The sequence below is a fragment of the Streptomyces sp. NA04227 genome, from assembly GCF_013364195.1.
GTDB lineage: Bacteria > Actinomycetota > Actinomycetes > Streptomycetales > Streptomycetaceae > Streptomyces.
The window spans coordinates 5,150,661-5,175,627 of the sequence record NZ_CP054918.1; the positions used below are offsets into that span (position 1 = coordinate 5,150,661).

Annotated in this window: 20 protein-coding genes; 12 read left to right on the forward strand and 8 right to left on the reverse strand. The window is 71.2% G+C overall.

What is annotated here, in order from left to right:
- Positions 1-105 precede the first annotated feature (105 nt).
- Both HUT18_RS22135 and HUT18_RS22140 read right to left on the reverse strand, forming a co-directional pair.
- The gene (locus tag HUT18_RS22135) at positions 106-2,637 is read right to left on the reverse strand and encodes a polysaccharide lyase 8 family protein (protein ID WP_176102314.1); all 2,532 of its coding nucleotides are present in this window, start codon (positions 2,635-2,637) and stop codon (positions 106-108) included.
- 298 nt (positions 2,638-2,935) lie between these two features.
- Positions 2,936-4,021, reverse strand: a complete 1,086-nt coding sequence (locus HUT18_RS22140; protein WP_254878747.1) for an LPXTG cell wall anchor domain-containing protein — start codon at positions 4,019-4,021, stop codon at positions 2,936-2,938.
- Between the two features lie 362 nt (positions 4,022-4,383).
- Between HUT18_RS22140 and HUT18_RS22145 the strand changes: the two genes are divergently transcribed.
- Both HUT18_RS22145 and HUT18_RS22150 read left to right on the forward strand, forming a co-directional pair.
- Positions 4,384-5,748: an MFS transporter gene (locus HUT18_RS22145; RefSeq protein WP_176102315.1), complete on the forward strand. Its 1,365-nt coding sequence runs from the start codon at positions 4,384-4,386 to the stop codon at positions 5,746-5,748.
- A 71-nt stretch (positions 5,749-5,819) separates the two neighbouring features.
- On the forward strand, positions 5,820-7,154 hold the full coding sequence (locus HUT18_RS22150; RefSeq protein WP_303246550.1) for a GH1 family beta-glucosidase: 1,335 nt from the start codon (positions 5,820-5,822) through the stop codon (positions 7,152-7,154).
- A 341-nt stretch (positions 7,155-7,495) separates the two neighbouring features.
- On the opposite strand, the gene HUT18_RS33915 is transcribed toward HUT18_RS22150, so the two are convergent.
- Positions 7,496-7,726, reverse strand: coding sequence for a chorismate mutase (locus HUT18_RS33915; protein WP_254879067.1), 231 nt, complete (start codon positions 7,724-7,726; stop codon positions 7,496-7,498).
- A gap of 767 nt (positions 7,727-8,493) precedes the next feature.
- Between HUT18_RS33915 and guaA the strand changes: the two genes are divergently transcribed.
- Positions 8,494-10,074, forward strand: coding sequence for a glutamine-hydrolyzing GMP synthase (gene guaA / locus HUT18_RS22160; RefSeq protein WP_176102317.1), 1,581 nt, complete (start codon positions 8,494-8,496; stop codon positions 10,072-10,074).
- A gap of 136 nt (positions 10,075-10,210) precedes the next feature.
- Here guaA and HUT18_RS22165 read toward each other — a convergent pair whose 3' ends face one another.
- Positions 10,211-10,690, reverse strand: coding sequence for a pyridoxamine 5'-phosphate oxidase family protein (locus HUT18_RS22165; RefSeq protein ID WP_176102318.1), 480 nt, complete (start codon positions 10,688-10,690; stop codon positions 10,211-10,213).
- A gap of 131 nt (positions 10,691-10,821) precedes the next feature.
- Here HUT18_RS22165 and HUT18_RS22170 point away from each other — a divergent pair, with 131 nt between their 5' ends.
- From HUT18_RS22170 to HUT18_RS22180, 3 genes are all read left to right on the forward strand, one after another.
- Positions 10,822-11,607: a class II aldolase/adducin family protein gene (locus HUT18_RS22170; RefSeq protein WP_176102319.1), complete on the forward strand. Its 786-nt coding sequence runs from the start codon at positions 10,822-10,824 to the stop codon at positions 11,605-11,607.
- Positions 11,608-11,800: 193 nt separating this feature from the next.
- Entirely contained in the window at positions 11,801-13,063 is a 1,263-nt protein-coding gene (locus HUT18_RS22175) for a hypothetical protein (protein ID WP_176102320.1), read from the forward strand.
- 173 nt (positions 13,064-13,236) lie between these two features.
- Positions 13,237-13,884 (forward strand): DoxX family protein, encoded by a 648-nt coding sequence (locus tag HUT18_RS22180; RefSeq protein ID WP_254878748.1) that lies wholly within the window; start codon positions 13,237-13,239, stop codon positions 13,882-13,884.
- Positions 13,885-13,952: 68 nt separating this feature from the next.
- On the opposite strand, the gene HUT18_RS22185 is transcribed toward HUT18_RS22180, so the two are convergent.
- Entirely contained in the window at positions 13,953-15,092 is a 1,140-nt protein-coding gene (locus tag HUT18_RS22185) for a substrate-binding domain-containing protein (protein WP_176102321.1), read from the reverse strand.
- Between the two features lie 287 nt (positions 15,093-15,379).
- On the opposite strand from HUT18_RS22185, the gene HUT18_RS22190 reads away from it, so the two are divergent.
- The 6 genes from HUT18_RS22190 to HUT18_RS22215 are packed head-to-tail and all read left to right on the forward strand — an operon-like array spanning position 15,380 to position 22,625.
- The gene (locus HUT18_RS22190; protein WP_176102322.1) at positions 15,380-16,729 is read left to right on the forward strand and encodes an ABC transporter substrate-binding protein; all 1,350 of its coding nucleotides are present in this window, start codon (positions 15,380-15,382) and stop codon (positions 16,727-16,729) included.
- Positions 16,726-17,664, forward strand: a complete 939-nt coding sequence (locus HUT18_RS22195) for a carbohydrate ABC transporter permease (protein WP_176102323.1) — start codon at positions 16,726-16,728, stop codon at positions 17,662-17,664. The genes HUT18_RS22190 and HUT18_RS22195 overlap by 4 nt, the downstream gene beginning before the upstream one ends.
- Entirely contained in the window at positions 17,661-18,590 is a 930-nt protein-coding gene (locus HUT18_RS22200; protein WP_254878749.1) for a carbohydrate ABC transporter permease, read from the forward strand. The genes HUT18_RS22195 and HUT18_RS22200 overlap by 4 nt, the downstream gene beginning before the upstream one ends.
- Positions 18,587-19,636: a hydroxyacid dehydrogenase gene (locus tag HUT18_RS22205; RefSeq protein ID WP_254878750.1), complete on the forward strand. Its 1,050-nt coding sequence runs from the start codon at positions 18,587-18,589 to the stop codon at positions 19,634-19,636. The genes HUT18_RS22200 and HUT18_RS22205 overlap by 4 nt, the downstream gene beginning before the upstream one ends.
- Positions 19,637-19,695: 59 nt before the next feature.
- On the forward strand, positions 19,696-21,705 hold the full coding sequence (locus HUT18_RS22210; protein WP_176102324.1) for a PQQ-binding-like beta-propeller repeat protein: 2,010 nt from the start codon (positions 19,696-19,698) through the stop codon (positions 21,703-21,705).
- Between the two features lie 50 nt (positions 21,706-21,755).
- The gene (locus HUT18_RS22215; RefSeq protein WP_176102325.1) at positions 21,756-22,625 is read left to right on the forward strand and encodes a heparin lyase I family protein; all 870 of its coding nucleotides are present in this window, start codon (positions 21,756-21,758) and stop codon (positions 22,623-22,625) included.
- Positions 22,626-22,786: 161 nt separating this feature from the next.
- On the opposite strand, the gene HUT18_RS22220 is transcribed toward HUT18_RS22215, so the two are convergent.
- The 3 genes from HUT18_RS22220 to HUT18_RS22230 all read right to left on the reverse strand — a co-directional run bounded on the left by HUT18_RS22220 (position 22,787) and on the right by HUT18_RS22230 (position 24,910).
- Complete coding sequence (locus tag HUT18_RS22220; protein ID WP_176102326.1) at positions 22,787-23,122, reverse strand: cupin domain-containing protein; 336 nt, start codon at positions 23,120-23,122, stop codon at positions 22,787-22,789.
- 134 nt (positions 23,123-23,256) lie between these two features.
- A complete protein-coding gene (locus HUT18_RS22225) occupies positions 23,257-23,517 on the reverse strand; it encodes a hypothetical protein (protein WP_176102327.1) in 261 nt (86 codons plus the stop codon).
- Entirely contained in the window at positions 23,504-24,910 is a 1,407-nt protein-coding gene (locus tag HUT18_RS22230; RefSeq protein ID WP_176102328.1) for a PspC domain-containing protein, read from the reverse strand. Before HUT18_RS22230 ends, HUT18_RS22225 begins: the two co-directional genes overlap by 14 nt.
- Between the last annotated feature and the right edge of the window lie 57 nt (positions 24,911-24,967).

A 24,967-nucleotide genomic window follows, 5' to 3' on the forward strand; every position in this document is an offset into this window, starting at 1 on the left:
TCAATCGGCACCGGAGAACGGTGCATTGAGCGGCGCGTTGGCCAACAGGCCCCTGAAGGGAGCCTGTTGGCCAACGGCTTTTTCCAGCGGGCCTGTTGAGGCGTCTCAGCCGAGGGAGACCTCGCACCGATGGCTGGCGCCCAGGGTGCCCGGAGTGACGCGCAGGGTCAGGGCGTCGCCGGTGCCGGTCACCTCGATGGACCGGTCCTTGGAGAGCACCCTGCGCACCGGCCGGTGCCAGGTCAGCTCGAACTCGACGCCCTCGCGCGGCGGTTCGGCGACACAGACGGTCGCCCGGCCGTCGCGCACCCGGACCAGGACGCTCGCGGGCACCGTCACCGAGAGGTCGCCGAGGCGGCCCGCGGACCAGAAGTTGACCGCGGTCAGGCCGAGCGAGGGCACTGTGGCACCCTGCCGCTCCTCGGTGTTGGCGAGCAGCTTCAGCCACCCGCTGTCGGCGGCCCGCGCGGCCGTGGCCACGGTGCTCGCACCGGGCAGCACCAGATACGCGCAGGCGCCTCCCGCCGGATCGGTGCCGTGGTCGAACCAGAGCGTGAGATAGCGGCGGGTCAACTCGGCGTCGCTGCCGCCCTGGTTGATGTCCCGCCAGGCGCCGGTGCGTTCCTCGCGCAGCGCCCGTACGTCCGCGCCGCCCGGGAAGACGTAGCCGCCGTGCCCGGCGAGGTGCGCCCAGCGCGCGCCCTTGAGGGTGGCGCTCCAGCCGAGGGTGTCCGGCGCGGGCTTTCCGTCCACCGTCAGGCGGTGGGTGCCCGCCGCGCCGAGGTTGCGGTTGTCGACGACCGTGTCCACGCCGGTGCCGTCCGTACCGCGCACCCCGGCCGTCAGACACAGCACCGCGTCGTCCAGGAAGAGCCACGACTTGCGCGCGGTCAGCGTGGACGACAGACCGCGCAGATGCTGGCCCGAGATCCCGTACGTACCGTCCGAGGTGCCGCCCGTCCACCGCACATCGGGCCGGGCCGCGCCCCAGGCACCGCCCTCGCCGTCGGCGAGCTTCTTCTTCGACGTGGTCGTGCCGGGCAGCCGGTACGGGTCGACGGTGGGCCAAAAGGCGTCGCTGTACTGGCCGTTGGCGACGTTCTTGGGCCACCAGTAGAGCATTCCGGAACCGGTGTGCCAGCCGCGCAGATTCTCGCCGTTGCCGTTCTCGTAGTAGGTGATGCGGCGCGAGGCCATCGAGACGTTCGCGGCCCAGCCGGGGCGGCGGTGCACGGCGCGGTCGATTCCGGCGAAGAGCCGGTGTTCCACCGGTTCCTGGCTCGGCCTGGCCGGTCCGCTCTCCACCTCGGCGAGCCTCGCCGCCGCGGCGACGCCCAGCGCGGGGTCGGTGAGCAGCGGTGCGTAACGGGCGCGTGCCGACCAGCCCTTGATCATGGACTGCCACCGCTCGTTGTACGTGGCGGGGGCGCTGCGCGCGAGCAGGGCGATGGCGGCGATGACGAGATGGCCGCGGACATGGTCGCTCTGCGGGGTGAGCCCGGTGGCCCCGGACGCGGTGCCACGGCTGATGGCACGGCCCGAAACACTGTCCATGGCAAGGCCGTTGAACAGGAACGGGGCGTAGGCCCTGTCGACGGAGTCGAAGATGATCCGCCGGTTGTCGTCCGTCACCGCCCACTCCGAATCCGTGAGCAGCGCGAAGAGCAGCGAGAGCCCGCCGAGCATCACCGAACCGTACGACCCGGCGTAGGGGACGTACGTGTGCTGGATGAACGACCCGTCGGCGTAGAGCCCGTCGCCCTTGGTGACATACGGGAAGACCGGCGAGAGCGCGTCACGGGCGAGGGCGATCTTGGGCGCCGACTTGCCGAGGACACCGCGCAGTGCGAGCACCCGGCACAGGTCCACCCGGTTCGCCCCGGTCGAGGTGCCGGTGTAGCTGCCGACCGCGCTGTCCGGTACGAAGTGGTCGACGGCGGCGGTGAGTTGACCGATCCGTTCGGCGCCGAGGTCCTCGTGCAGATGGACCGCGATGTCGAGCAGGGCCTGCGGGCAGCCGATCTGCCAGTTGTACCAGTTGCCCCAGCGGGTCTGTCCCGCGTGGTAGGCCTCGTCGTGCAGATGGTCGAAGCCGGTCAGGATCGCGGTGCGCAGCGCGGCGTCCCCGGTGAGGCCGGTGCCGGGCTGTGCGTACGCCTCGGCCATGGTGCGCAGCTGGTAGTAACTGCGTTGCAGCGCCTCGGAGTAGCGGTACGACTCCGGGTCGGTGTCGGGTTCCGGGTCGGCGTAGACCAGGTCCGGCCAGAGCGAACCCGTCGCCGGGGCAAGGGAGTCGCGCAACTCCTTGGCCGCCTTGCCCAGCGCGGCGAGTTTGCTCCGGTACGGCTCGGTGGCCGGGTCGAAGCCCGAACCCAGTTGCAGGGCACGCCACTTGAGGCGCAGCGCGTCGAAGGCGTCCTGCTCGGCGGCGTGCGCGGGGGCGGCGGGGCCGGCGAGGTGCAGGGCGGCCGGTGCGGTGAGCGCGGTGGCGGTCGCCAGGCGCAGCAGCCCGCGACGGGAGAGGAAGGACGTGGCGAGCGGGGCGGGGCTGCCGGTGGTGGCGAGCCCAACGATCGGACCGGTGGGCTCGGTTCTGTCGGCCGGGCTCGATCCGGCGGGGGAGGGAGCGGAGGGCATGGGCGGGGAACCTCCGTACGGAGAGCGGAACGGGCGGCTGTGCGGCCCGCACCAAGGGGGAAGTAAGCGCTTTCTAGCACGGCCCCGAAAGGCGGGCAATGCTTGTGACGTCGGGTGTCCGTCCGCGTGTCCGACCCCGTACACGGGTGCTTTGCCCGCCCATGTCCGCCATGTCGCCCGTACGACCAGGCGCTCCCTGCCCAAGCTCCCGTCCCCCGGCGGGAGTTGGGACGGAAAACGACGAAGGGACCTGCGCCCCCCTCCGAGCGCAGGTCCCTCCTGATCGTGGTGGTGCGTGTTACGCGGTGGCGTCGGCCTTACGACGACGGACCACGAACACCGCACCCGCACCGGCCACTACGGCGAGACCGCCGAGCAGACCGATGGTGGGCAGCACCGAGGACGAACCGGTCTCGGCGAGGCTGCCCCCCGGCAGCTCGGAGACGTCGCCCGAGGGCTTCGGCTGGTTGCCGGGCTTGCCGTCCTTGCCGGTGCCCGTGCCCGGCTTGGCCTCGCCCGGGTCGGTGTTGTTCGAACCGGCCTTCAGGACCGCGAAGTCGTACGCGGCCCAGCCCTCGGCGATGCAGTCCTGGCCGTCGATGTTGTCCAGGTACGCACCCGAGCCGAAGGAGTACGCGTCACCGGCCGGGGCGTTCTTGGCGATGCTGACCCGCAGCGGGACCTGCTCGCTCTTACCGGCCTTCAGCTTCTCGGTGTAGAAGAAGTAGTCACCGGCCCACTCGTCGCTGCCGATGCGCTCCCACTTGTTCGACTCGGGGTTCTTGAACTCCAGGTCGACGTACTGGCTGAGGAACTTGGACTCGTCCTCGACCTCGTAGTTCTCGATCTCGGCGTAGAAGGCGACACCCTCGACGTCGATCTTCGAGTCGTTGGTGACCTTCAGCGTGAAGTTGTGGAAGCCGCTGCCCGCGACGATCTTGCCGGGCAGGCCGTTGATCGCGGCGGAGACGCGGGCGCCCTCGAAGTCCTCGTCCAGCTCCTCGCAGTACGGGGCCTCCTCCTCCGGGTCCTCGGACTCCGACGGGCTCGGCGAGGGGGCCGCGGTGGGGCTGCCGGACGGGGCCGGGCTGGTGGGAGCCGAGGTGCTGGGCTCCGGGGCGCTGGTGGTCGGAGCGCTGGTCGACGGCTCAGGCGAGCTCGTGCCCGTCTCGGGCGCGGAGGGCTCGGGGGTCGCGGTGGGCTCGGTCGCGGTCGGCGACGGCGATTCGGTCACCGTGGCGGGGTCGGTGGTGTCCGCGAAGGCGGCCGGTGCCGACAGCAGCGCGAGCGGGGCTATGACAGCCGTCGCGGCCGCAGTGGCCATGGCGCGGCGAAGCTTCATGAAGACCTCAGGGAGTCCGGCGTACCGCATGGTGTGCGGCACGGGTGGGAGGCCTCCGCGGCGTGGGGACGCGGGTGTGGCCGTTGTGTCTGCATGGATGACCTGCGACCCCGGGGAATGGTTGTCCCCGGTTTCACAGAATTCTCATGTGGTCTGGATCACGCGATAGGGGGTTGCCGTCCGGATAAGGGGTTGTCGTCCGGCGGTAACCGGTGCAGTCGGCGCGGGGGTTCGTGACGGGGGCGCACTGGGGCGATCGCGCGCGCGGCGGCGAAGCCGGGTGCGTCGCATTCCAGAAAAGCTGAGCAGGACGATTGACCTGGAAAGTGCCCCGGGTCATGATCGGTTCGCCGTTCGCGGCCTTACGCACCACGCGCCGACCCCCACAGGCGGAGGAACCCGGGATGCACGGGACGGACCGGACTGACGGGACGGACGGGATAGACAAGACGAGCGGGACGGACGGGACGCAAGGCAACGACGTGCGGCGCGAGGGCGAGGGCGCGCCGCAGGAGGAGCTCCCGGTGCGCTGGGTGCTGGCCCTCTGTCTCGCCGTACTCGGCACCTTCGCGGGCTGGTTCGGACCGTTGCAGATCCTGCTCGCCAAGCAGGCCGACGCCTTCGCCCCCGGGGACAAGGAGGACACCCTCGCCCTGGTCGCGCTGCTCGGCGCGGCCGTCTCCGTGGTCGCCAACCCGCTGTGGGGCGCCCTGTCGGACCGCACCAACTCCCGTTTCGGCAGGCGCGTTCCGTGGATCGCGGGCGGAACTCTGGGCGGTGTCGCGGGACTTGGTCTGCTCGCCGCCGCCGACGGCATCACGGGCATGATCATCGGCTGGTGTCTCGTCCAGCTCGCGCTCAACGCGCCCTTCGCCGCCCTGTCGGCCGCGATACCCGACCGGGTGCCGGAGCACCGACGCGGCGCGGCGGGCGGCTGGTTCGGTATCGCGCAGACGGTCGGCGTGATCGCCGGTACCGGCGCCGCCGTCGCGGGCCGCACCATCGTCGGCGGCTATCTCGCGTGCGCGGCCCTGGTGTTGCTCTCGGTGTTGCCGTACCTGGTGCTGGGGCGTGAAGTGGCCGTCGGGGAAAAGGAGTTGGCCACGGTCGACGGAACCCGGGCGGGGCAGCGCTCCGAAACGTGGTCCGAAACGTGGTCCGGGCTGTGGTCAGGCATGTGGTCCGGTATGTGGATCAGCCCACGCCGTCACCCCGACTTCGGCTGGGCCTGGCTGACCCGGTTCCTGATGAATCTGAGCAACGCGATCGCCCTGCTCTATCTGCTGTTCTTCCTTCAGGACGCGGTGGAGGTGGACGACCCCGACGCCGCCGTGCTCGTACTGACCGTCGTCAACGCCCTGACCGTACTGCTCACCGTGGTCTGGGCCGGGGTCTGGTCGGACCGGATCGGCCGCCGCCGGATCTTCGTGACCGTGTCCGGTCTGCTGATGGCGGCCGCCTCCGGACTGCTCGCCCTGGCCCCGACCTGGACCTGCACCCTGGTCGCCGCCGCGCTCCTCGGCGTCGGCTTCGGGGTGTTCACCTCGGTCGACTTCGCCCTGATCACCCTGGTCCTGCCCGCCGAGGCCGACCACGGCAAGGACCTCGGCCTGCTCAACATCGCCAGTTCGCTGCCCCAGGTACTCGCCCCGGTGATCGCGGCGCCGATCGTCGGCCATGTGGGCGGCTACCCCGCGCTCTACGGCCTCTCCGCCCTGACCGCCCTCATCGGAGCCGCGCTCGTGCACCGCATCACGGGCGTCCCCTGAGCACCCCGCCGACGGACCCACTCGACCGCATTCGCGCACTCATCGCCCAACTCACCGTGGAGGCAACCGTGTTGACGTTCCCCAAAGACTTCGACTGGGGTGTGTCCATGTCGGCGTACCAGATCGAGGGCGCGCACGACGCCGACGGGCGCGGCCTCTCCGTCTGGGACACCTTCAGCCACCGGCCCGGGAACATCGCCGACGGCACCACCGGCGACACCGCCTGCGACCACTACCACCACTGGCCCCGCGACCTCGACCTGATCGCGGGCCTCGGCTCCGTCTCGTACCGTTTCTCGGTCTCCTGGAGCCGCGTCCATCCCGAGCCGGGCGGTCAACTCTCCACCGCCGGGCTCGACTTCTACGAACGGCTCGTCGACGGCATGCTCGAACGCGGCATCCGCCCGGTGCTCAACCTCTTCCACTGGGACACCCCGCAGTGGGTGCAGGACGCGGGCGGCTGGCGGCAGCGCGACACCGCGGACCTGTTCGCCGCGTACGCCGCCGACGTGGCCGCCCGGCTCGGCGACCGGGTGGCCCGCTGGAGCACGGTCAACGAGATGTTCGAGCACCTCACGCTCGGCCATGTCCTCGGCGAGCACGCACCGGGCCTCAAGCTCGGCATGGACGAGGCGTTCCCGATCGCGCACCACCTGATGCTCGCCCACGGCAAGGCGGTTGGGGCCCTGCGCGCGGCGAGCGACGCCCCGGTGATGCTGGTCAACAGCTACGCACCGGCACGTCCGGCGACCGACGCGGAGGCGGACCACGCGGTCACCGGCCTGTACGACATCCTCCAGAACCGTCTGTTCACCGATCCGGTACTGCTCGGCCGGTACCCCGCCGAGGTCGAGCCCTGGCTCGGCGACTGTGTGGCCGACGGCGACCTGGACCTCATCGCCGCGCCGCTGGACGCGCTGGGCGTCAACTACTACACGGTCAACGCGGTCCACGCGACGGAGGGACCCGTACCCCTCGAAGTGCGGCCGCCCGAGGGCCACCCGCGCACCGCCTTCGGCTGGGCGGTCGTCCCGGACGGCCTGCGCGAAACCCTGATCGGCCTGCACGGCCGCTACGGCAGCGCACTGCCGCCGCTGTACGTCTCCGAGAACGGCTGTGCCTACGACGACGTCCCCGGTCCCGACGGCCGCTGCGACGACCGGGAACGCATCGCCTTCCTGGACGGCCATCTGCAGGCCCTGCGGGCCGCCCTCGACGTCGGCGTCGACGTCCGCGGCTACTGGGTCTGGTCGCTGCTCGACAACTTCGAGTGGGCCGAGGGCTACACCAAACGCTTCGGCCTCGTCCACGTCGACTATCCGACCCAGCGGCGCACACCCAAGGCCTCGTACGACTGGTATCGCGAACTCATCGCGGGGGCACGGCAGTTGGGGGAGCAGCGGTAGTCGGGGAGCAGAAACGATAGTTGGGGAGCAGAGGGGGAGCGGCGAGATCCGCCGACCGGCGACCGGTCTTCGGCGGGAAGATCGTCGGCCGGCTCCGGGCGTCCCCGGAGCCGGCCGTTTCTCCTGGTGACCGGGCCGCTGTCCCCTGCGGTCCGGTCACCTTCTCCGAAGCGAGGTCCCACGACGCACGTCCGTACGTCTCATCGCTCCGGGCCGAGCCACGCGTGGTTCTTCTTTGGGGCCCGCCCCTGGCTGGCACGGACAACAGGCCCAACGAAGCCTGTGCCTTGACGGTCACGCGCCGTACGGGTGAGAAGCGGCCGAACGCAGGTGCGGCGAGGTCAGACGCGGCCTCGGCAGAGTTCGAGCAGCGTCATCGCCAGCGTGGTGCCCGGCTTGCCGAGCGCGTCGCGGTACTGGCCGAGGATCTCCATCTCCCGGGCCAGACTGACCCGTCGGCCGCCGGAGGAGATCCGCTGTTCCTGGATGACCGCGGAGACGGCCATCCGCTCCTGCACCAGACCGATGATGTGCGCGTCGAGCGCGTCGATACGGGCCCGTGAGGCGGTGATTGCCCCGGCCGCCTCGTCGGTACGGGCACCCGTCCACTCGGCCTCCGAACGCTTCCCCTGCTCCGGGGCCCGCCTCGTCCGGGCCCGCTCTTCAGGCGACCGCTGCCCACCGCGGTGCTTGTCCTGCTTCTCGCGGTCACCGAGCTTGGCGTGCTTGGGCTGCTGAGGGTGCCTGGTGGTCGCGGCGGTCGTGGCCGTCATGGCTTCGGCGGCAGTGGTTTCGGTGGTGAGCGCTTCGGTGGTGATGGCGTCGGTGGTGAGCGCTTCGGTGGTGGTGTGCACGGTCATGGTCCGGGCTCCTCGGGGACGGGTCGGGGTGCCACGGTCCGGTCGGGTCCGGGAAAACGACAGGCGCCCCGGACCTTGTCGGTCCGGGGCGCCTGGGAAGTCGCTTGTCAGGTGATCAAGCAGCACGTCCATGGCAGCCGGCGGACCGGATGCCATAGGTAAAGACGAAGCTGTGCTGGATCACGGCGCCAGTATGCCCGTACCGGCCGCCGCCGGGTCAAGCCGCACTCGTCCGGTCACCCGCCGTCACACACGGGCGGCCATCCCTTGTGGGCACTGCGGACCCGGTGAATCCCGGGCGTCGCGCGCGTGGCCCATGGGCGCCGCGTACGTGGCGGGACGCACACCCGTCCCGTCGGATGAGACGAAAGGTGACGTCCCGGACCCCGTTAGAATCGACAACGAGCCCCCTGTTCTCCGCAGATCCCAGACTCCTGTACCTCGCAGAGCTGCCTGCTCAACGCCGGAAGGCCGCCGCCGTGCCATCAGCGTCCCCCGCCGCCACCGACACCGTTCTGGTCGTCGACTTCGGTGCGCAGTACGCCCAGCTCATCGCCCGCCGGGTCCGTGAGGCCCGGGTCTACAGCGAGATCGTGCCGAGCACCATGCCCGTCGCCGAGATGCTCGCCAAGAACCCCGCGGCGATCATCCTGTCCGGCGGTCCCTCGTCGGTGTACGCGGAGGGTGCGCCGACCGTCGACCGCGCGCTGTTCGAGGCCGGGGTGCCCGTCTTCGGCATGTGCTACGGCTTCCAGCTGATGGCGACCACGCTCGGCGGCACCGTCGACAACACCGGCGCCCGTGAGTACGGCCGCACCGGGCTGCACGTCACGCGTCCCGCCTCCACCCTCTTCGAGGGCACGCCCACCGAGCAGCAGGTGTGGATGTCGCACGGCGACGCGTGCAGCGCCGCCCCCGAGGGCTTCACGGTGACCGCCTCCACCGAGGTCGTCCCGGTCGCGGCCTTCGAGAACGACGAGAAGAAGCTGTACGGCGTGCAGTACCACCCCGAGGTGATGCACTCCACGCACGGCCAGCAGGTCCTGGAGCACTTCCTGTACCGGGGCGCCGGGATCAAGCCCGTGTGGACCATGGGCAATGTCATCGAGGAGCAGGTCGCGGCGATCCGCGAGCAGGTCGGCAACCGCCGCGCCATCTGCGGTCTGTCCGGCGGCGTGGACTCCGCGGTGGCCGCGGCGCTGGTGCAGAAGGCCATCGGCTCCCAGCTGACCTGCGTGTACGTCGACCATGGGCTGATGCGCAAGGGCGAGACCGCGCAGGTCGAGAAGGACTTCGTGGCCGCGACCGGCATCAAGCTCAAGGTCGTCGACGCCGAGAAGCGGTTCCTGGACGCGCTGGCGGGGGTCAGCGACCCGGAGCAGAAGCGGAAGATCATCGGGCGCGAGTTCATCCGCGTCTTCGAGCAGGCGCAGGCCGAGATCGTCGCCGAGGCGCCGGGCGACCAGCCGGTGGAGTTCCTGGTGCAGGGCACGCTCTACCCGGACGTGGTCGAGTCCGGCGGTGGCACCGGCACCGCCAACATCAAGTCCCACCACAACGTGGGCGGTCTGCCCGAGGACCTCGAGTTCAAGCTGATCGAGCCGCTGCGCCAGCTGTTCAAGGACGAGGTACGGATGGTCGGCTCCGAGCTCGGCCTGCCCGAGGAGATCGTCCAGCGCCAGCCCTTCCCGGGCCCGGGCCTCGGCATCCGTATCGTCGGCGAGGTCACCCGCGAACGGCTCGACCTACTCCGCGAGGCCGACGCCATCGCCCGTGAGGAGCTCACCGCCGCCGGTCTGGACCGTGACATCTGGCAGTGCCCGGTCGTGCTGCTCGCCGACGTCCGCTCGGTGGGCGTACAGGGCGACGGCCGCACCTACGGCCACCCGATCGTGCTCCGCCCGGTCTCCTCCGAGGACGCCATGACGGCCGACTGGTCGCGCCTGCCGTACGAGGTGCTCGCCCGTATCTCGACCCGGATCACCAACGAGGTCGCCGACGTCAACCGCGTCGTCCTCGACGTGACCAGCAAGCCGCCGGGCACCATCGAGTGGGAGTGACCCGGTCTCAGGGTCCTCCCGCACAGCAGCACACCGCCTGCCGTCGTCCCCGCCGGGACGGCGGCAGGTGTGTTTCCCGGCCGTCGTGCCCCGTGGCCTGCTTTTCCCCGTCGCCCCTCAGATCCCCTGCCGCCCCTCAGGTCCGCCGCACCGTACGCACCCCCTCCCCGGGCCGCCAGATCCGCAGTACCAGGTACTTCTCTTCCTCGATCGAGGTCCGCACCACCTCGGTGAGCTCGGTCCGGAAGAGATGGAAGGCGCCCGGGTCCGGTGGGTTCACCTCGTTCGTGTAGCCGGCGCGCGCCTCGGGGTCGGTGACCTCGACGGCGCGGCCGCTCACCCGTACGTCGCCGTGCTCCATCTCCGTGCCCGGACCCGGATTGGCCTGGAGCGAGAAGCGCGGATCGCGGCGCAGGTCCAGTGCCTTGGCCGAGCGCGGCATCATGCCGAGCCACAACTCGCCGTTCAGGAAACGGACTTCGAGACCGTGCGTACGCGGCGAGCCGTCGGGGCGCAGGGTCGCGAGGACATGGTGCGCGGCCAGCCCGAAGCGCTCCTCGACCTCTCGGGCGAGCGGCGGCTCGGCTTCGGTGAAGTGTGCCCAGTTGAAGGTCATGGGTGCAGTGTGCCGCCCGCCACTGACAACGCCCGGCCACCGGCGCCGCCACCCTTCGGTACGGGGACTGTTCCTGCCGCACCCACCGGAGGTAGCTTCCGCTGCGTACCGCCCCATGCGATGGAGGAAAGATGCACGGGCCCAGTCCGATACCCGTCGACCAGTTGCGGCTCGCCCTGCCGCCCGTGCACGAGTCGGCCGAGGAAGAACGCCGTCATCGCAAGGAACGTCTCGCCGGAACCCTGCGCCTGTTCGGCCGCCTCGGCTACGAGGACGGGGTGTCCGGTCACCTCACCGCCCGCGACCCCGAACTCACCGACCACTACTGGGTGAACCCGTTCGGCATGCCCTTCGCCTGTGTCACCGTCGGCGACCTGGTGCTCGCCAACGAGGAGGGGCAGGTCGTCGAGGGCTCCCGGCACGTCAACCAGGCCGCGTTCACCGTGCACGCCGCGATCCACCGGGCCCGCCCCGATGTGGTCGCCGTCGCGCACTTCCACTCCGCGCACGGCCGCGCCCTGTCCGCCCTCGGCGAGTTGCTGAGCCCGATCACCCAGGAGTCCTGCGCCTTCTTCGAGGACCACTCGCTGTACGAGGACTACTCGGGCGTGACCGTCGACGCGGAGGAGGGCCGCCGTATCGCCGCAGCCCTCGGGCCGCACAAGGCGGTCATCCTGCGCAACCACGGCCTGGTCACGGTCGGCGAATCGGTGGACGCCGCCGCCTGGTGGTTCGTGACCATGGACCGCTGCAGCGGGATCCAGCTCGCCGCGCGCGCCGCCGGGACCCCGCTGATCATCGACCACGCCCGCGCCCTGGCCACCCGGGAACAGCTCGGCCACGACCTCGTCGCCTGGATCAACTTCCAGCCGATGTGGCAGGAAATCAGCCGCGCGGAACCGGACTTCCTCGCCTGAGCCACGGGCCTGCGCGGCGCCCGGCGTGCGCCCGGCGCGCGCGGTCAACGGGGGCGTCGCCGGATCACCCTGACGGGAGGGCCCGGCCGACCCCGAGGGCGTCCGAGTACGGCACAATCCCAGGCACGGCAGAAAATTCCATGATCATGATCACATCGGGCGATCATCTGCCGAGAGGGACGGGAGCGGGTCCGTGGCGGTCCAGGAAGCGCGGCCGAGCGCGCACGAGGGCGGGTGCGCCTGCGGCGACTGTCCGCACGGTGCCCGTGAGGGACACCGCAGGGCGGTGGCCCGGTTCCTCGCGCTGCGCGACGAACTCGCCGCGGGTCAGGGGCTGCCCGCCGCCGTGGCGCACTCCGCGAGCGCCTCGCGTCAGTGGGTCTCCGAGGAACTGAACCGGTCCGCGGCCGATGTGGCCGAACGCGGCCGGGCCGAGGACACGGCCCGGCTCGGACCGCTGTGGCAGCGCACGGTCCAACTCCTGTGGGCGGGCGTGGCCGTACTGGTCCTCGTCCAGGCCCTGACCGCACTCGGCAGCGGCTGGACGCCGGGCCGCACCGCGGGCCTGGTGGCCGCCGCCCTGCTCGCCGCACCGCTCAGCGCCGCCGCGTATCTGCACCGCGCCCGCGGCGGTCTGCTCGCGCCGCTGACCCGCGAGGACAACCGTCTGTCGACGACCCGCGCGGTGGCCGCCGCATGGCTGCTCCTGTTCGGCTACGCCCTGCTCGTCCTGACCGTCCGGGCCGCCGTCGCGGACGAGGCCGGACGCGAGGACCTCCTCGACTCGCTGGCCCTGGACCACAGCGCGGGCACCGTCACCGTGCTCGGCACCCTGGTCGCGGTGGCCGTCCTCGCCGACCGGGCCGCCACCCTGCGCCTGGCCCGCGGGCGGCTGCAACGCGTGCCCGCCGCCCGGCCGCGCGGCGCCGATCTGCTCACCGACGAGTCGGGGCGCGGCAGTTTCACGGCGGTGCAGTACGTGTGTGTCGCGGGCGGTGCGCTGGTGCTCGCCTGTGTGCTGCTCGCCCGGCGCCCGGGGGAGTTCCCGCACCTGCCGTGGGGTCTGGTTCTCGCCGTTCTCGTGTCGGCGGGCGTGGCCGCGGGCGCCGCCTGTACGACGGGCAGCCGCCCGGTGATCCTCTCCGTGGTGCGGGCCCGCGAGGCGGGCGGCCTGGACGGGCCGATCCGTACCGGCGACGACATCGAGATCCGCGGCACCGGCTTCGTCCCGCCCGGTGCCCGCACCGCCGACCAACTCGCCAGGATCACCGTCCGGTTCGGCGCGGTGCACACCCAGGTACCGCTGGTCCCGGTCGCCGGAGGTTTCGCCAACCCCGCGGACACGGTTCTCACGGTCCCGGTGCCCATCGACGTCGAGCCCGGCCGGGTCGAGGTACAGGTCGTGACCGCGGCGGGCGTGGAGACCGGCCGCTGCGCGATCGACGTCTCGGACTGAGCGGGCCCCGCCACCTTCCCCCTGCCGCCCGCTTCCTTCGGCCGGGCGCGGCCGCGGAGCCCGGCCGTAGGCTGGAATCAGCCGTCGACCGGGCGGTGCTGAGCAGGTCCGGCCCGGCGTACGTACCACCTGTGACGGGCCACCAGGGCCCGGCGTGAGAAGGCGGTCAGGTGATGGCGCACAGCATGCGGGGCGAGAACGGCGGCAACACGTCCTTGGGCGAGAGCCGGGCCGGGGGGTGGTTCGGGAGACTGTCCGGGTCCGGCGGCCGTGCGGCGGGGGCGGGACACCTCGCGGGCGGCGGTGCGCAGGGACTACAGGCGCAACTCGGCCAGTACGCGCTGCTTCCGCTGCGGATCTTCCTCGGGATCACCTTCATCTACGCCGGTATCGACAAGCTCACCGACAGCGCGTTCATGTCCGCGTCCGGACCGGACTCGATCGGCGAGACGATGCGCAGCGTCCAGCAGACCGCCGCCATCCCGCCCATGGTCGACATGGCCCTGGAAGCCCCGCTCTTCTTCGGCTACGCCATCGGCATCGGCGAAGTCGCCGCGGGCATCGGCACCTTGTTCGGCATCCTGGCCCGGGTCGCGGCCCTCGGCGGCATGTGTGTCTCGCTGAGCCTGTGGCTGACGGTCACCTGGGCCACCGAGCCCTACTACTACGGCAACGACCTCGCGTACGCGATGGCCTGGCTGCCGCTGGTGCTCGCCGGTGCGCCCTATCTCTCGGTGGACGCCTTGCTCCGGGACCGGCGCAAGTGGTCGCGTGGGGACGGGGGCGACAACGGGGACGGGGCCGGGGACCGGGACGGCTGACCCAACGGCGTACGTGAGGGCGTCCGTGACGGCTTACGTCACGGCGGTGGCCCGCGAAACGGATCGAGTCAGCGGTTCGCCGGGGGAGTGGCGGCCGCCATGCCTCCGCAGGACGCGCGGACGACGAGCGTGGGCCACAACTGGAGCCGGTGGACGGGGCGTTCGACCGGGTCGGCGGCGCGGGCCAGCGCCATCTCGGCGGCCAGGGCGCCGAGTCGGTGTTTCTGTGGCCGTACGGCGGTCAGGGGCGGGTCGGCGGCCGCGGCCACTTCGTCGTCGTAGGTGATGACGGCGAGGCCGTCGGGGACGGTGAGGCCGTGGTCGCGGGCGCGTTCGACCAGGCCGATGGCTTCGCTGTCGGAGTGCACGAACAGGGCCGTGGCGCCCGCTTCCCGACAGGCGCGCAGCGTGGCGTCGTAGGCGTCCGCCCACCCGGCGGACCCGTACGGCGGCACGTCGTGCGCGAGGCCTTCGTGGTCGGGGAGGCCGAGGGAGGCGATGGTCTCCCGCCACCCTTCGCGCAGGGCCTTGGTGGTGGGGCTGAAGCGCGCGGTGATGAAGGCGATACGGCGATGGCCGAGGGTGACCAGATGCCGCACGGCCAGCCCCGCGCCGAGGTTGTGGGCGGTGGTGACGGCGTCGAGGGGCAGAGTGGGCAGGGTCGGGGGCGGCAGCCGTTCGACGAGCACGACGGGGATGTTGAGGGTGCCGAGCCAGCGCAGCAGATCCTGGCCCGCCTCGCCGGTGTTGGTCGGCGCGACGAGCAGGGTGCGTACGCCGCGTTCGAGGAGGCCGGTCACCTGGCGCCGGTCCTCCGCCGCGTCGTAGGCGGACGCGCGGAGCACAAGGCGTCCGCCCGCGGCGGCCACGGCCGACTGGGCGCCCTGGATGACGGCCGGCCAGTAGTACTCGACGGTGGGGACGACCATGCCGACGAAGGCCTGGTCGGGCAGCCGCCCGGAGGCGAAGGCGCCCCGGGCGGTTCTCTCGTCGGGCCCCTGCGCGCCCTGCCCGCCCTGTCCGCGGTACGGCAGGGTGACCCCGCCGTGGACGCGCGCCACCAGGCCCCGGTCGGCCAGCGTCGTGACGTCGCGGCGGACGGTCACCGCGGTGACGCCGAGCCGGTCGACCAGATCGGCCAGGCGCACGGTGCCCTGTTCCCGCACGGTGGCCAGAATGAACTCCTGCCGTTCCGATGCCAACGCCATCGCGGTCCCCGGCCCTTCGTTGTGATCGTTTTGTTTTGTTCGGTTTCTTTTGGGTCTCTTCTGTTCTATCGCAGCGTCCCGGACGTGGGAAACGATCGAGAGACTTTGTCACTACTCGCATGAGATCCCGTACGGAGAGTGCGTACCGCACCGCCCCAAGGCGCTGCTCACCCACTTTGATCTTTCCTTTCCGATCGATGTTGATCGATGTGTTTCGTTACCGTTGACCGAAAAACACCGGGGCGCTGAAGTGTGCGAACACGTTCCTGCGTGAAAGGAAACCCTTGGTGTTCGGCTCCTCCTCCGACGCCGGTGACAGCGGCAGCACCGCTCGCACGCGCTGGTCCAGAAGGTCCCTGTTGCGGACCTCCTCGGGCCTTGGCGCGGCGCTTCTCGCCGGCGGTCTCACCGGTTGTTCGCGCAGCTCCTCCGGCGCCACGCGGGTGCGGCTGTGGTCCTGGCTGACCGGCATGGACCAGTACGTCGCCGCGTTCAACTCCGCCCAGCGCGACGTCCATGTCGAGCTCAGCGTGATCGCCGCCGGGATCTCCGGCGGCTACGCCCAGCAGACCAACGCGATCCGCGCGCACAACGCCCCGGACATCCTGCACGTCGAGTACCAGGCACTGCCGCAGATCGTGACCACCGGCGGCCTGCGCGACCTGAGCGCCGAGGTGGACGACCTCGCGAAGGGTTTCCTGCCGGCCGCGTGGCAGAGCGTGCGCCCCGGCCAGAAGACCTGGGCGGTGCCGATGGACTTCTGTCCGATGGCGTTCTTCTACCGCAAGGACCTCTTCGACAAGGCGGGCATCCAAGTCCCCCGTACCTGGAAGGAGTTCGGGCAGGCCGCTGCGGCGGTCCGCCGGGCCGACCCGAAAGCACGGATCACCACCTTCCCGCTCAACGACGGCGCGTTCCTCGCCGGGATGTCCTGGCAGGCGGGGGACCCCTGGTGGCGCATCGCCTCCGACGCCTGGCAGGTCGGCATCGACGGTGCGGGCACGATGCGGGTGGCCGAGTACTGGCAGGACATGGTCTCCTCCGGCCGGGCCGCCCATGACGCCACGGGCACCCAGAGCTGGATCTCCGCGATGCACCACGGACGGCTCTGGGGGATGCTCGGGGCCACCTGGGGCGTGGGCATGCTGAAGAAGTCGCTGCCCGAGGACAAGGGGCGCTGGGCCGTTGCCCCCTTGCCCACCTGGGGCGACAACCCGTCCACCGGAGTGTGGGGCGGCTCCGCGTTCTCGGTGTCGGCCGAGAGCGAGGTGCCCGAGGCGGCTCTCACGTTCCTGCGCTGGCTGAGCACCGACCCCGCGGTCCCACGGATCGGTTCGAAGGTCACCTTCCCCTCGCCCGCGTACCTGCCCAACCGGGAGGTCGCCCGCGAGGTGTACCAGGACGACTTCTTTGCCGGCGGTCCGATCTTCGACGTACTGGACAAGGCCGCGACCAGGGTTCCCGAGTGGACCTGGGGACCCACCTCGCTGAGCGCCTTCTCCACCATCGCCGACGCGCTGGGCCCGGTGTCCGCCGGAGCCACCACGATCCCCAGAGCGATGCACAAGGTCCAGTCCTCGACCGTCGCCACCATGCGCGCACGCGGCCTGGCCGTCACGGACGGGAGCCGGACATGACCACCGCAGTGACCTCCTCGAAGGCGCCCGAGTCGCCCCCCGCGTCACCCTCCGCGCCGCCCCGCCGACGGGCGACCCGGCGCCGCCTCACCGGTGCCGCGCTGGCCGCGCCATTCGCGGTACTGCTGCTCTGCACCGTGCTCGTGCCGATCGGGTACGCCTTCTACCTGAGCCTGTTCACCGACCGGCTCTCCGGGCTGGGCTTCGACGGCTACCGCCAGGTCTTCACCGGCTTCGGCAACTACGCGGACGTTCTCCAGGACCCCGCCGCCCACGACAGCGTGGCCAACGTCGCGCGCTACGCCCTCATCCACATCCCCGCGATGTTCGCCGGCGCCCTGCTCATCGCCCTGCTGCTCGACTCGGCCACCGTACGGCTGCGCCAACTCTGGACCCTGGCGGTGTTCTTGCCGTACGCGGTCCCGGGAGTCATCGCCGGTCTGATCTGGGGCTACCTCTACAGCCCCGGCATCGGCCCGGTCGGCGACGCCCTGCCGTTCGACCCCTTCGGCGAGTCCGGTGTGCTGCCCTCCATCGTGAACATGGCCACCTGGCAGTGGATGGGCTACAACGTGATCATCTTCTACACGGCGTTGCAGACCGTGCCCCGCGACGTGCTGGAGGCCGCCCGCGCCGACGGCGCGAGCGCCATCCGTACCGCACTGTCCATCAAGGTCCCGATCATCCGCCCGACGATCTTCGTCGCGCTCGTCTTCACCACCATCGGCTCCCTGCAACTGTTCACCGAGCCCATGGTGTTGCGCACCTTCACCGGCACGGTCACCAGTACCTGGACCCCCAGCCTCTACATCTACGACGCGGCCTTCATCCGTGACGACTACGGGCGTGCCGCCGCCGCGTCCATCCTGCTCGCCCTCGCCTCGGCCCTGCTCTCGGCGCTGGTGATGCGGCTGTCCTCCCGGAGTTCACGATGAGCGCACCGACCACCACGCCGACTCCCGCACCCACGCGCCGGGTTCCCGCCCGCCGCCGGACCACCGAAAGACCGGAGCCCGGCTCCCGGAGCTCACGCTGGACCTCACGCGGCGCCGTGCACGGCGTCCTCCTGCTCGCCGCCCTCTACAGCGTCCTGCCCCTGGTGTGGCTGGTCACCTCGGCCACCAAGTCCGTCGGCGACTTCTCCAGCACCAGCGCCTTCGAGCTCGCCGACTTCAACCTCTGGGGCAACCTGCGTGATCTGTTCGCCCGGGAGGACGGCGTCTTCCTGTACTGGATCCGCAACTCCCTGCTCTACGCGGGCCTCGGAGCCGTACTCGGCGCACTGATCTGCACCGCCTGCGGCTACGCCATCGCCAAGCTGGACTTCCCCGGGCGGCGCGCCCTGTTCGCGGTGACCCTGGCCGGTGTCCTGGTGCCGCCCACCGCACTCGCGCTGCCGCTGTACCTGCTGGCCTCCGAGCTGCACCTGGTGAACACCTTCTGGGCGGTGTTCCTCCCGCTGCTGACCAACCCCTTCGGCGTCTACCTCGCGCGCACCTTCGCCGACGCGGCCGTACCCGACGAGGTCCTGGAGGCGGCCCGTCTCGACGGAGCGGGTGAGTTCCGCATCTTCCTGACGATCGCCCTGCCGATGATGATGCCCGGGTTCGTCACCATCCTGCTGTTCCAGTTCGTCTCCATCTGGAACAACTTCTTCCTGCCGCTGGTGATGCTCACCGACCCCGAGCTGTTCCCCATGACACTCGGCATCTACCAGTGGAACACCCGCGCCCCGCAGTTCCCGGACTACAACCCCCTGGTCATCACCGGGTCCCTGCTCGCCGTCGTCCCGCTGATCACCGCCTTCGTGGTGCTCCAACGCCAGTGGCGCAGCGGCCTGTCCGCGGGGAGCGTCAAGTGACCGAGACCGTACGGACCGGGACTTCGCGGGCCGAGTCCCCGCGCAGGCCCGAAACCCTGCTCCTGATGAACGAGCCGACCCGGCGGACCCAGTTCGGCCCCCGGGAACTGGCCCGGCTGCACGCCGCCGCCTCGCTCGGGGAGCCGTACGCCGCCTCGCAGCTGGACTCCGAGGCGGTACGGGCCCGCCTCTCCGAGGTGGAGGTACTGATCACCTCCTGGGGCTGCCCGGCGCTCGACGAGCAAGTGCTGCGCGCCGCACCGCGGTTGCGGGCCGTGCTGCACGCAGCGGGCTCGGTGCGCGGTCACGTCCGGGACGCCGTGTTCGACCGTGGGCTCCTGGTGACCACGGCGGCCGACAGCAATGCCGAGCCCGTCGCCCAGTACACCCTCGCCGCGGTCCTCTGGGCGTTCAAGAAGGTGCCCTTCCTCGCCATGGACGCACGCCGCTTCCGCGAGGACTGGAGCTACGTGGACGGCAGGGGGGAACTGAGCGGCCGTGACCGCACGGTCGTCCTCGTCGGTTTCTCCCGGATCGGACGCCGGGTGGCCGACCTCCTGCGCACCCTCGATCTCGCCCGGGTGCTGGTCGTCGACCCCGTCGCCGACCCGGCCGAGATCATCGCCGCGGGAGCCGAACCGGCGCGGCTGGAGGAGGCCCTGCCGCAGGCGGACGTGCTCAGCCTGCACGCGCCGGAGCTGCCGCAGACCCGGCACATGATCGGCGCCGCCCAACTCGCCGCCCTGCCACCCGGGGCGGTGCTCGTCAACACCGCACGGGGCTCCCTCGTCGACACCACGGCGCTGGAAAGCGCCTGCCGCGACGGCCTCCACGCCGTCCTCGACGTCACCGACCCCGAACCCCTGCCCGCCACCAGCCCCCTGTACGACCTGTCCAACGTCGTCCTCACCCCGCACATCGCCGGCTCCCTCGGCTCGGAGACCCGCACGATGGCCGACGCCGCACTGACCGAACTGGAGCGCTACGCAGCGGGGTTGCCACCACTCGCCCCGGTCACCGAACAGTCCCTGGCCACCCAGGCATAACCGGCGCCCAACTCCCACCGGATCTCACACCCAGCCCAGGAAGAAAGGTACGGATCGCCGTGAACAACCAACACCTCAGCAGAAGAACCGTGTTGCAGGCAGGCGGCTTCGCAGGCCTCGCGGCGGCCATCGGCCTGTCCGTCAACTCGGCGACCGCGGCCCCCACCGCAGGCCCCGCACAGGCCGCGGTCGTCGACCTGGGCCCGGCGGTGTCCCAGTTCGCCCTGATGAGCGCGGTGCTCGTCGGCGACACCGTCTACATCGGCTCCCGCAACATCGAACCCGTCCAGATCATCGCCCTGCACCTGCCCACCCAGAAGGTCGTGGCACGGACGGAGCTGGCCACCGGCCACTCCATCCAGGCGCTCGCGGCGGACGACAGCGGCCGCTACCTGTACGCGGGGATCCTGCAGAAGGCGGCCAGCCAGGCCAACCTCTACCGCTGGGACCTGAGCACACCGGACAAGCCCGCCGAAGCCCTCGGCCGCATCGCGGACCGTGACGTACGCGCCCTCGCCGTGGCGCCCGACGGCGTCCTCTACGCGGTCGGCGGTGGCAGCTCCACCGCCCCGGCCCTGTGGGAGTACGACCCCGCGACCGGCGAGGTGCGCAACGTCGGGACCCCGGACCCGAAGGTCAGCCTGGCGCGTGCCGTCGCGGCGACCCGCACCCACGCCTACTTCGGCGCGGGCACCACGTTCAACGGCGGCGGTGACGCCAGCAGGGCCGCGCTGTACGCCTACGACAGGTCCGCCAAGACCTTCACCTCGATCGCGCCCACCGAGATGCAACGCGACCCGAGCATCCGTGATCTCGCGGTCTTCGGCGACAAGCTCGCCGTGAGTACCGCGGGCTCCACCGAGGAGTCGAAGGTCGGTCTGCTGGACCTGGCCGATCCGTCCACGTACAAGGTCACGACCTCGATCGGCAAGGTCGCCAAGTCGTTCACCATGATCGGCGACACCGTCTACTACGCCAACGAGGAGGGCCTCCTCGCCTACCGGCCCGAGACGAACACCGTCTCCCCGGTCGCGTACGAGGGCCCCGAACTCGGCGAGATCTGGGGCGTGGACAGCCGCGACGGCAAGGCCGTCGTCACCTCCGCCTACGGCTTCGTGGCCCAGATCGACCCGGCCGCGAGGACGGCCGCCGAAATCGACCTCGGCAAGGCCGGTGCTCCGATGGCCGCGCAGACGGTGATGGGCATCGCCGCGGGCGGCGGCTACGTCTACGTCGGCGGCAACGCGATCATCGCCCGGCACCGGCTCGGCAGCGACAAGGTCGTCAACCTGCGGGCGCCGGGTGAGGCCAAGGACGCGATCGTCGTCGACCGCTTGCTGTACACCGGCCAGTACAACTCCCAGGGCATCTGGCGCTACAACCCCCGCACCGGTTCCCTCGGCCAGGCCGCCCACTTCCCGTCCGAGCAGAACCGTCCCCTGGATGTCACCTACGACAAGGACAACGGTCTCGTACTGGCCGGAGTGCAGTCCGACACCGAGGGCGGCGGCGCGCTGTGGACGTACCACCCGAGGACCGGCCGCTACCGCCACTTCGCCGACCCGGTCGACGCCTCGCAGTGCGTACGCGGCATCGCGACCCGCGAGGGCGTGACCTACCTCGGCGGTGACAACGTGGCCCCCACCGGACCGCGCAGCACCGTCGTCGCCTTCGACCCCGTGGCGGGCAAGGAGCTGTGGCGGATCGACCCGGAGCAGACGGCGGGTGTCGCGGCTCTGGCCGTACGCGGACGTCACCTCTACGGACTGTCCCGCAAGGGCGGCCTGTTCGTCATCGACATCCCGCGGCGCAAGCTGATCCACCGCGCCGACGTCACCTCGGTCAGCAACGGCTTCGCGGCCCTGGTGACCACCAAGGGTGTCGTCTACGGCGTCTCCGACAAGAACGTCTTCCGCTTCCACCCGGAGACCTTCGCCGTCACCACCGTCGTCGCCGACATCAACGGCGGCTGGTACAGCGGCTCGCACATCGCGGCCGACGAACAGGGCCGCCTGTACACCATGCGGGGCCGCAACCTCGTCCAGATCACCGACGACCCCCGGTACTGAGGCACCGGACCCGATCCGCGTCATCCCCCCACCATCGCAAGGGAGTTCCCATGTCGAAGGCGCACAAGAAGAAGGCCCACAGGAAGAACGCGTACAAGAAGATCGCCCTCGCCGTCTGCGTCGCCGCGGTCGCCGGTACCGGATATGCCGCGACCGCCATCGCGACGCCGGCGGAGACCAAGCACCGTCCCGCCTCGCCGAAGGCTTCGTCCGTCCTGCTCGACGTCGACTACGAGTCCGGCACCCTGGACTCCGGCATCCCCGGCCTGACGACGACCCACGCCAAGGCCGACGACGCCTCGAAGGTCGAGAACGGCGGCGACGGCGGCAGCTCCCACTCGGTCTCGCACAAGGTGACGCTGAACGACCCGGACTACGTCTCCGACGGCGCCCCCCGCAGCGAGAGCGCCAACAACGAGCTGCAGGAGTCGCTCATCCAGGTGGGCGACGTGCACCGCTACGAGTTCAGCGTCATGCTCAAGGACTGGGAGGCGAGCGACGGCCCCGCCGGCGACATCCTCTTCCAGGGCAAGCACGCGGGCGGGAACAAGCCCTCCTTCTACCTGATGGCGAAGCGCGATGAGATCGCCTTCCGCTCCCCGCTCCTGAACCTCCAGGCGCCGGTGGTCGCCGACTTCCGCGACTACGTCAACAAGTGGATGCGGTTCCGTATCGACGTCAAGTGGACCGACGACAACACCGGTTACTACAAGGTGTCCTCCCAGCTCCCGGGCGAGTCCGGCTACACGCTCAAGAAGACGTACTCGAACGTGAAGACCTTCCACCCGGAGAACCCCACGACCTTCGGCTACATCAAGTGGGGTCTGTACCGTCCCGCCTCCTCCACGGACGCGGGCGACCCGGCGACACGGATCGTCCGGCACGACGACATCCGGGTCTTCGACCTGGCCAAGTCCTGAACCACTGAACCCCGGGCCCGCCTCCCCCCTGGCCCGGCACCGACCCGAGGGGACGGCCGCGGCAGGCCCCACACTGCCCAGCGGCCGTCCCCTCGGTCATCGGTCCCTTCGGTCTCGGCACCGTCGTCGATGTCGCACCGCCCCGGCCGGAGTTGTCGGGCTCAGTGGCGGGCGGTGGAGAGCACACCGTCCGCGTGCGGAAGGTGTTCGACGATGACGAGCGTGCCCCGGCTGCCGGGCCGCACCGCGTGCTCGACTCCCGCCTCGACGAGGTACAGCTCTCCCGCACGCACGTCGACCTCGATGCCGTCGGCCACCAGCCGCAGCACACCGTCCAGCACCAAGAGGGCCTCTGCCCTGTCATGGGACTCCGGTTCCCCCGGATGTCCGTCCATCCGGAGCACTTTCACGCCCGCGCCCCCGACCTGCCCCAGCAGGAGCGAGTTCCAGGCCTCGGGCAGGTTCGCGGCGGTGTCCGGCAGGTCGATCGCGTTCACAGCATGCCTCCTGGCGGGTCGTCCGGCCGGAGAGCTGCCATGAGCCGCCGGGGACACCCGCAGTCGTGATCAAGGGATGCGGCGACGTTACGACGCGGCGGCGCCTCGTGGGTCGACCGTTCGGTAAAACCTCCTCACCGCCCTCCCGCCGCGCCCCCCGCGTCCGCCCCCGGCGGCGCCCCCCGGTGTCTGCGCCCGCCGCTCGCGCGGTGCCGTACGACATAGCCCACGCCCGCCACCGCGGCGGACAGGAACAGGCCGCCGCAGACCATCGGGATCACGACGAACCAGGCGGTGTGCCACCAGCCCGCCGCGTCGCCGAGGTAGCACAGCGAGGTGCCGAACAGGGCCAGTCCGGCGAGCAGTTTTCCGGGGCGGAACTCATGGCGCGACACGGGTCACCTCCACCTGTCCCAGGCCGACTTCGAGGTGCAGTTCCAGGGTGCCGAGGGGCTTTCCCCGTCCGGCCGGTGGCAGCACGGCGTCCTTCGTCTTGTCGGGGGCGATGTCGACGTCCTGTTGGTCGTCGCCGGGCAACTGGACGTCTCCGACGCCGACTTCGGCGTGCAGCCGCACCGTGGTCCGCTCGGGCACCACGACCCGCAGCCGTCCCGCGCCGACCTCGGCGTTGACCGGCAGGGTGCGGCCGGGGGCCACCCGGACGTCCGTGAGGTTCAGGACGGCGTCGCCCGAACCGAGTTCGTAGGAGGACCTCACCTGCGCCGCCGAGGCGGGGTGCCAGGTGCGGTCCATCCAGTCGGTGGTGATGTTCGAGGGCAGGGCGGCCGAGGCGCCGAGCAGGCCCGCGGTGAGTACGGCGAGCAGCATCGAGCCGCTGCCGGTGCGGCCGTACCAGGAGCTGAGCGCGATGCCGAGGCCGAGCACGGCGAGCGCCGAGGCGAGGCCCGTCTGCAGGCTCGCGCCGAGGTTCACGTGCTCCCAGGTGGCGCCGGTGCCGACGCCGCCCGCGACCAGCGCGAGCAGGACGATCCAGCCGCCGATCCAGCGCGGCCCCTTGGACTTGGGCTCCGGCGCGGGCGGCTTGGGTCCCTGCGGCCTCGGCCGGAACGCGCTGCGCAGCACCCCCGGCACCGAGGCGGGGTCCTCCAGTTCGGGCGGGCCCCACAGATATCCGGTGCCGCCGACGTGCGTACCGTCCTTGACGATCGGCTCGCGCCACCAGCTCTCGACCCGGTCGGGCGCCGGCGGCGCCTGCGCCTCCGGCGGCGCGCCCCCGTACACGGTGGCCGCAGGGGCGTCCTTCCCGGTACCCGCCGTCTCGCGCGTCTCACCGCCGTCCGCCTCGACGCGCTGCCGCGACCAGTAGGCGGTGGCGGCGAGCATCAGCGAGAGGGCGGTCGCGAAGGTGACCACGGTGGCGTTGCTCATCATCGACAGGAACAGACCGGTGCCGACGAGCTTGCACAGCACCGCGGTCAGGGCCGGGCCGTCGACCCGGCCGGAGAGCAGCCGTCGCGCCTCGTTCTCGTCCTCGCCGTCCAGCGGCACGAACAGCCAGGCGAAACCGTAGAAGAGCAGGCCGAGACCGCCGGTGACGGCGAGCACCGCGAGCACGATCCGGAAGATCACCGGGTCCAGGTCGTAGTGACGACCGAGGCCCCCGCAGACACCGCCGAGGATCTTCTGGCCGCGGTCACGTCGCAGCCGCGGCTGCTCCGGCGGTGGGTGCTCCGCGCCGGGCCGCTCCTGCGGCCCGGGCCCGGCAGCACCGGATCCGCCGCCCCTGCCGGGCGCCGGATCCGGCTCTGCGTACTGCTGATCCGTCATGCCTCCATGGTGACGGCCCAAGCGGCGCCGCGGGAGCGGGGAAGACCCTGGCTGAAC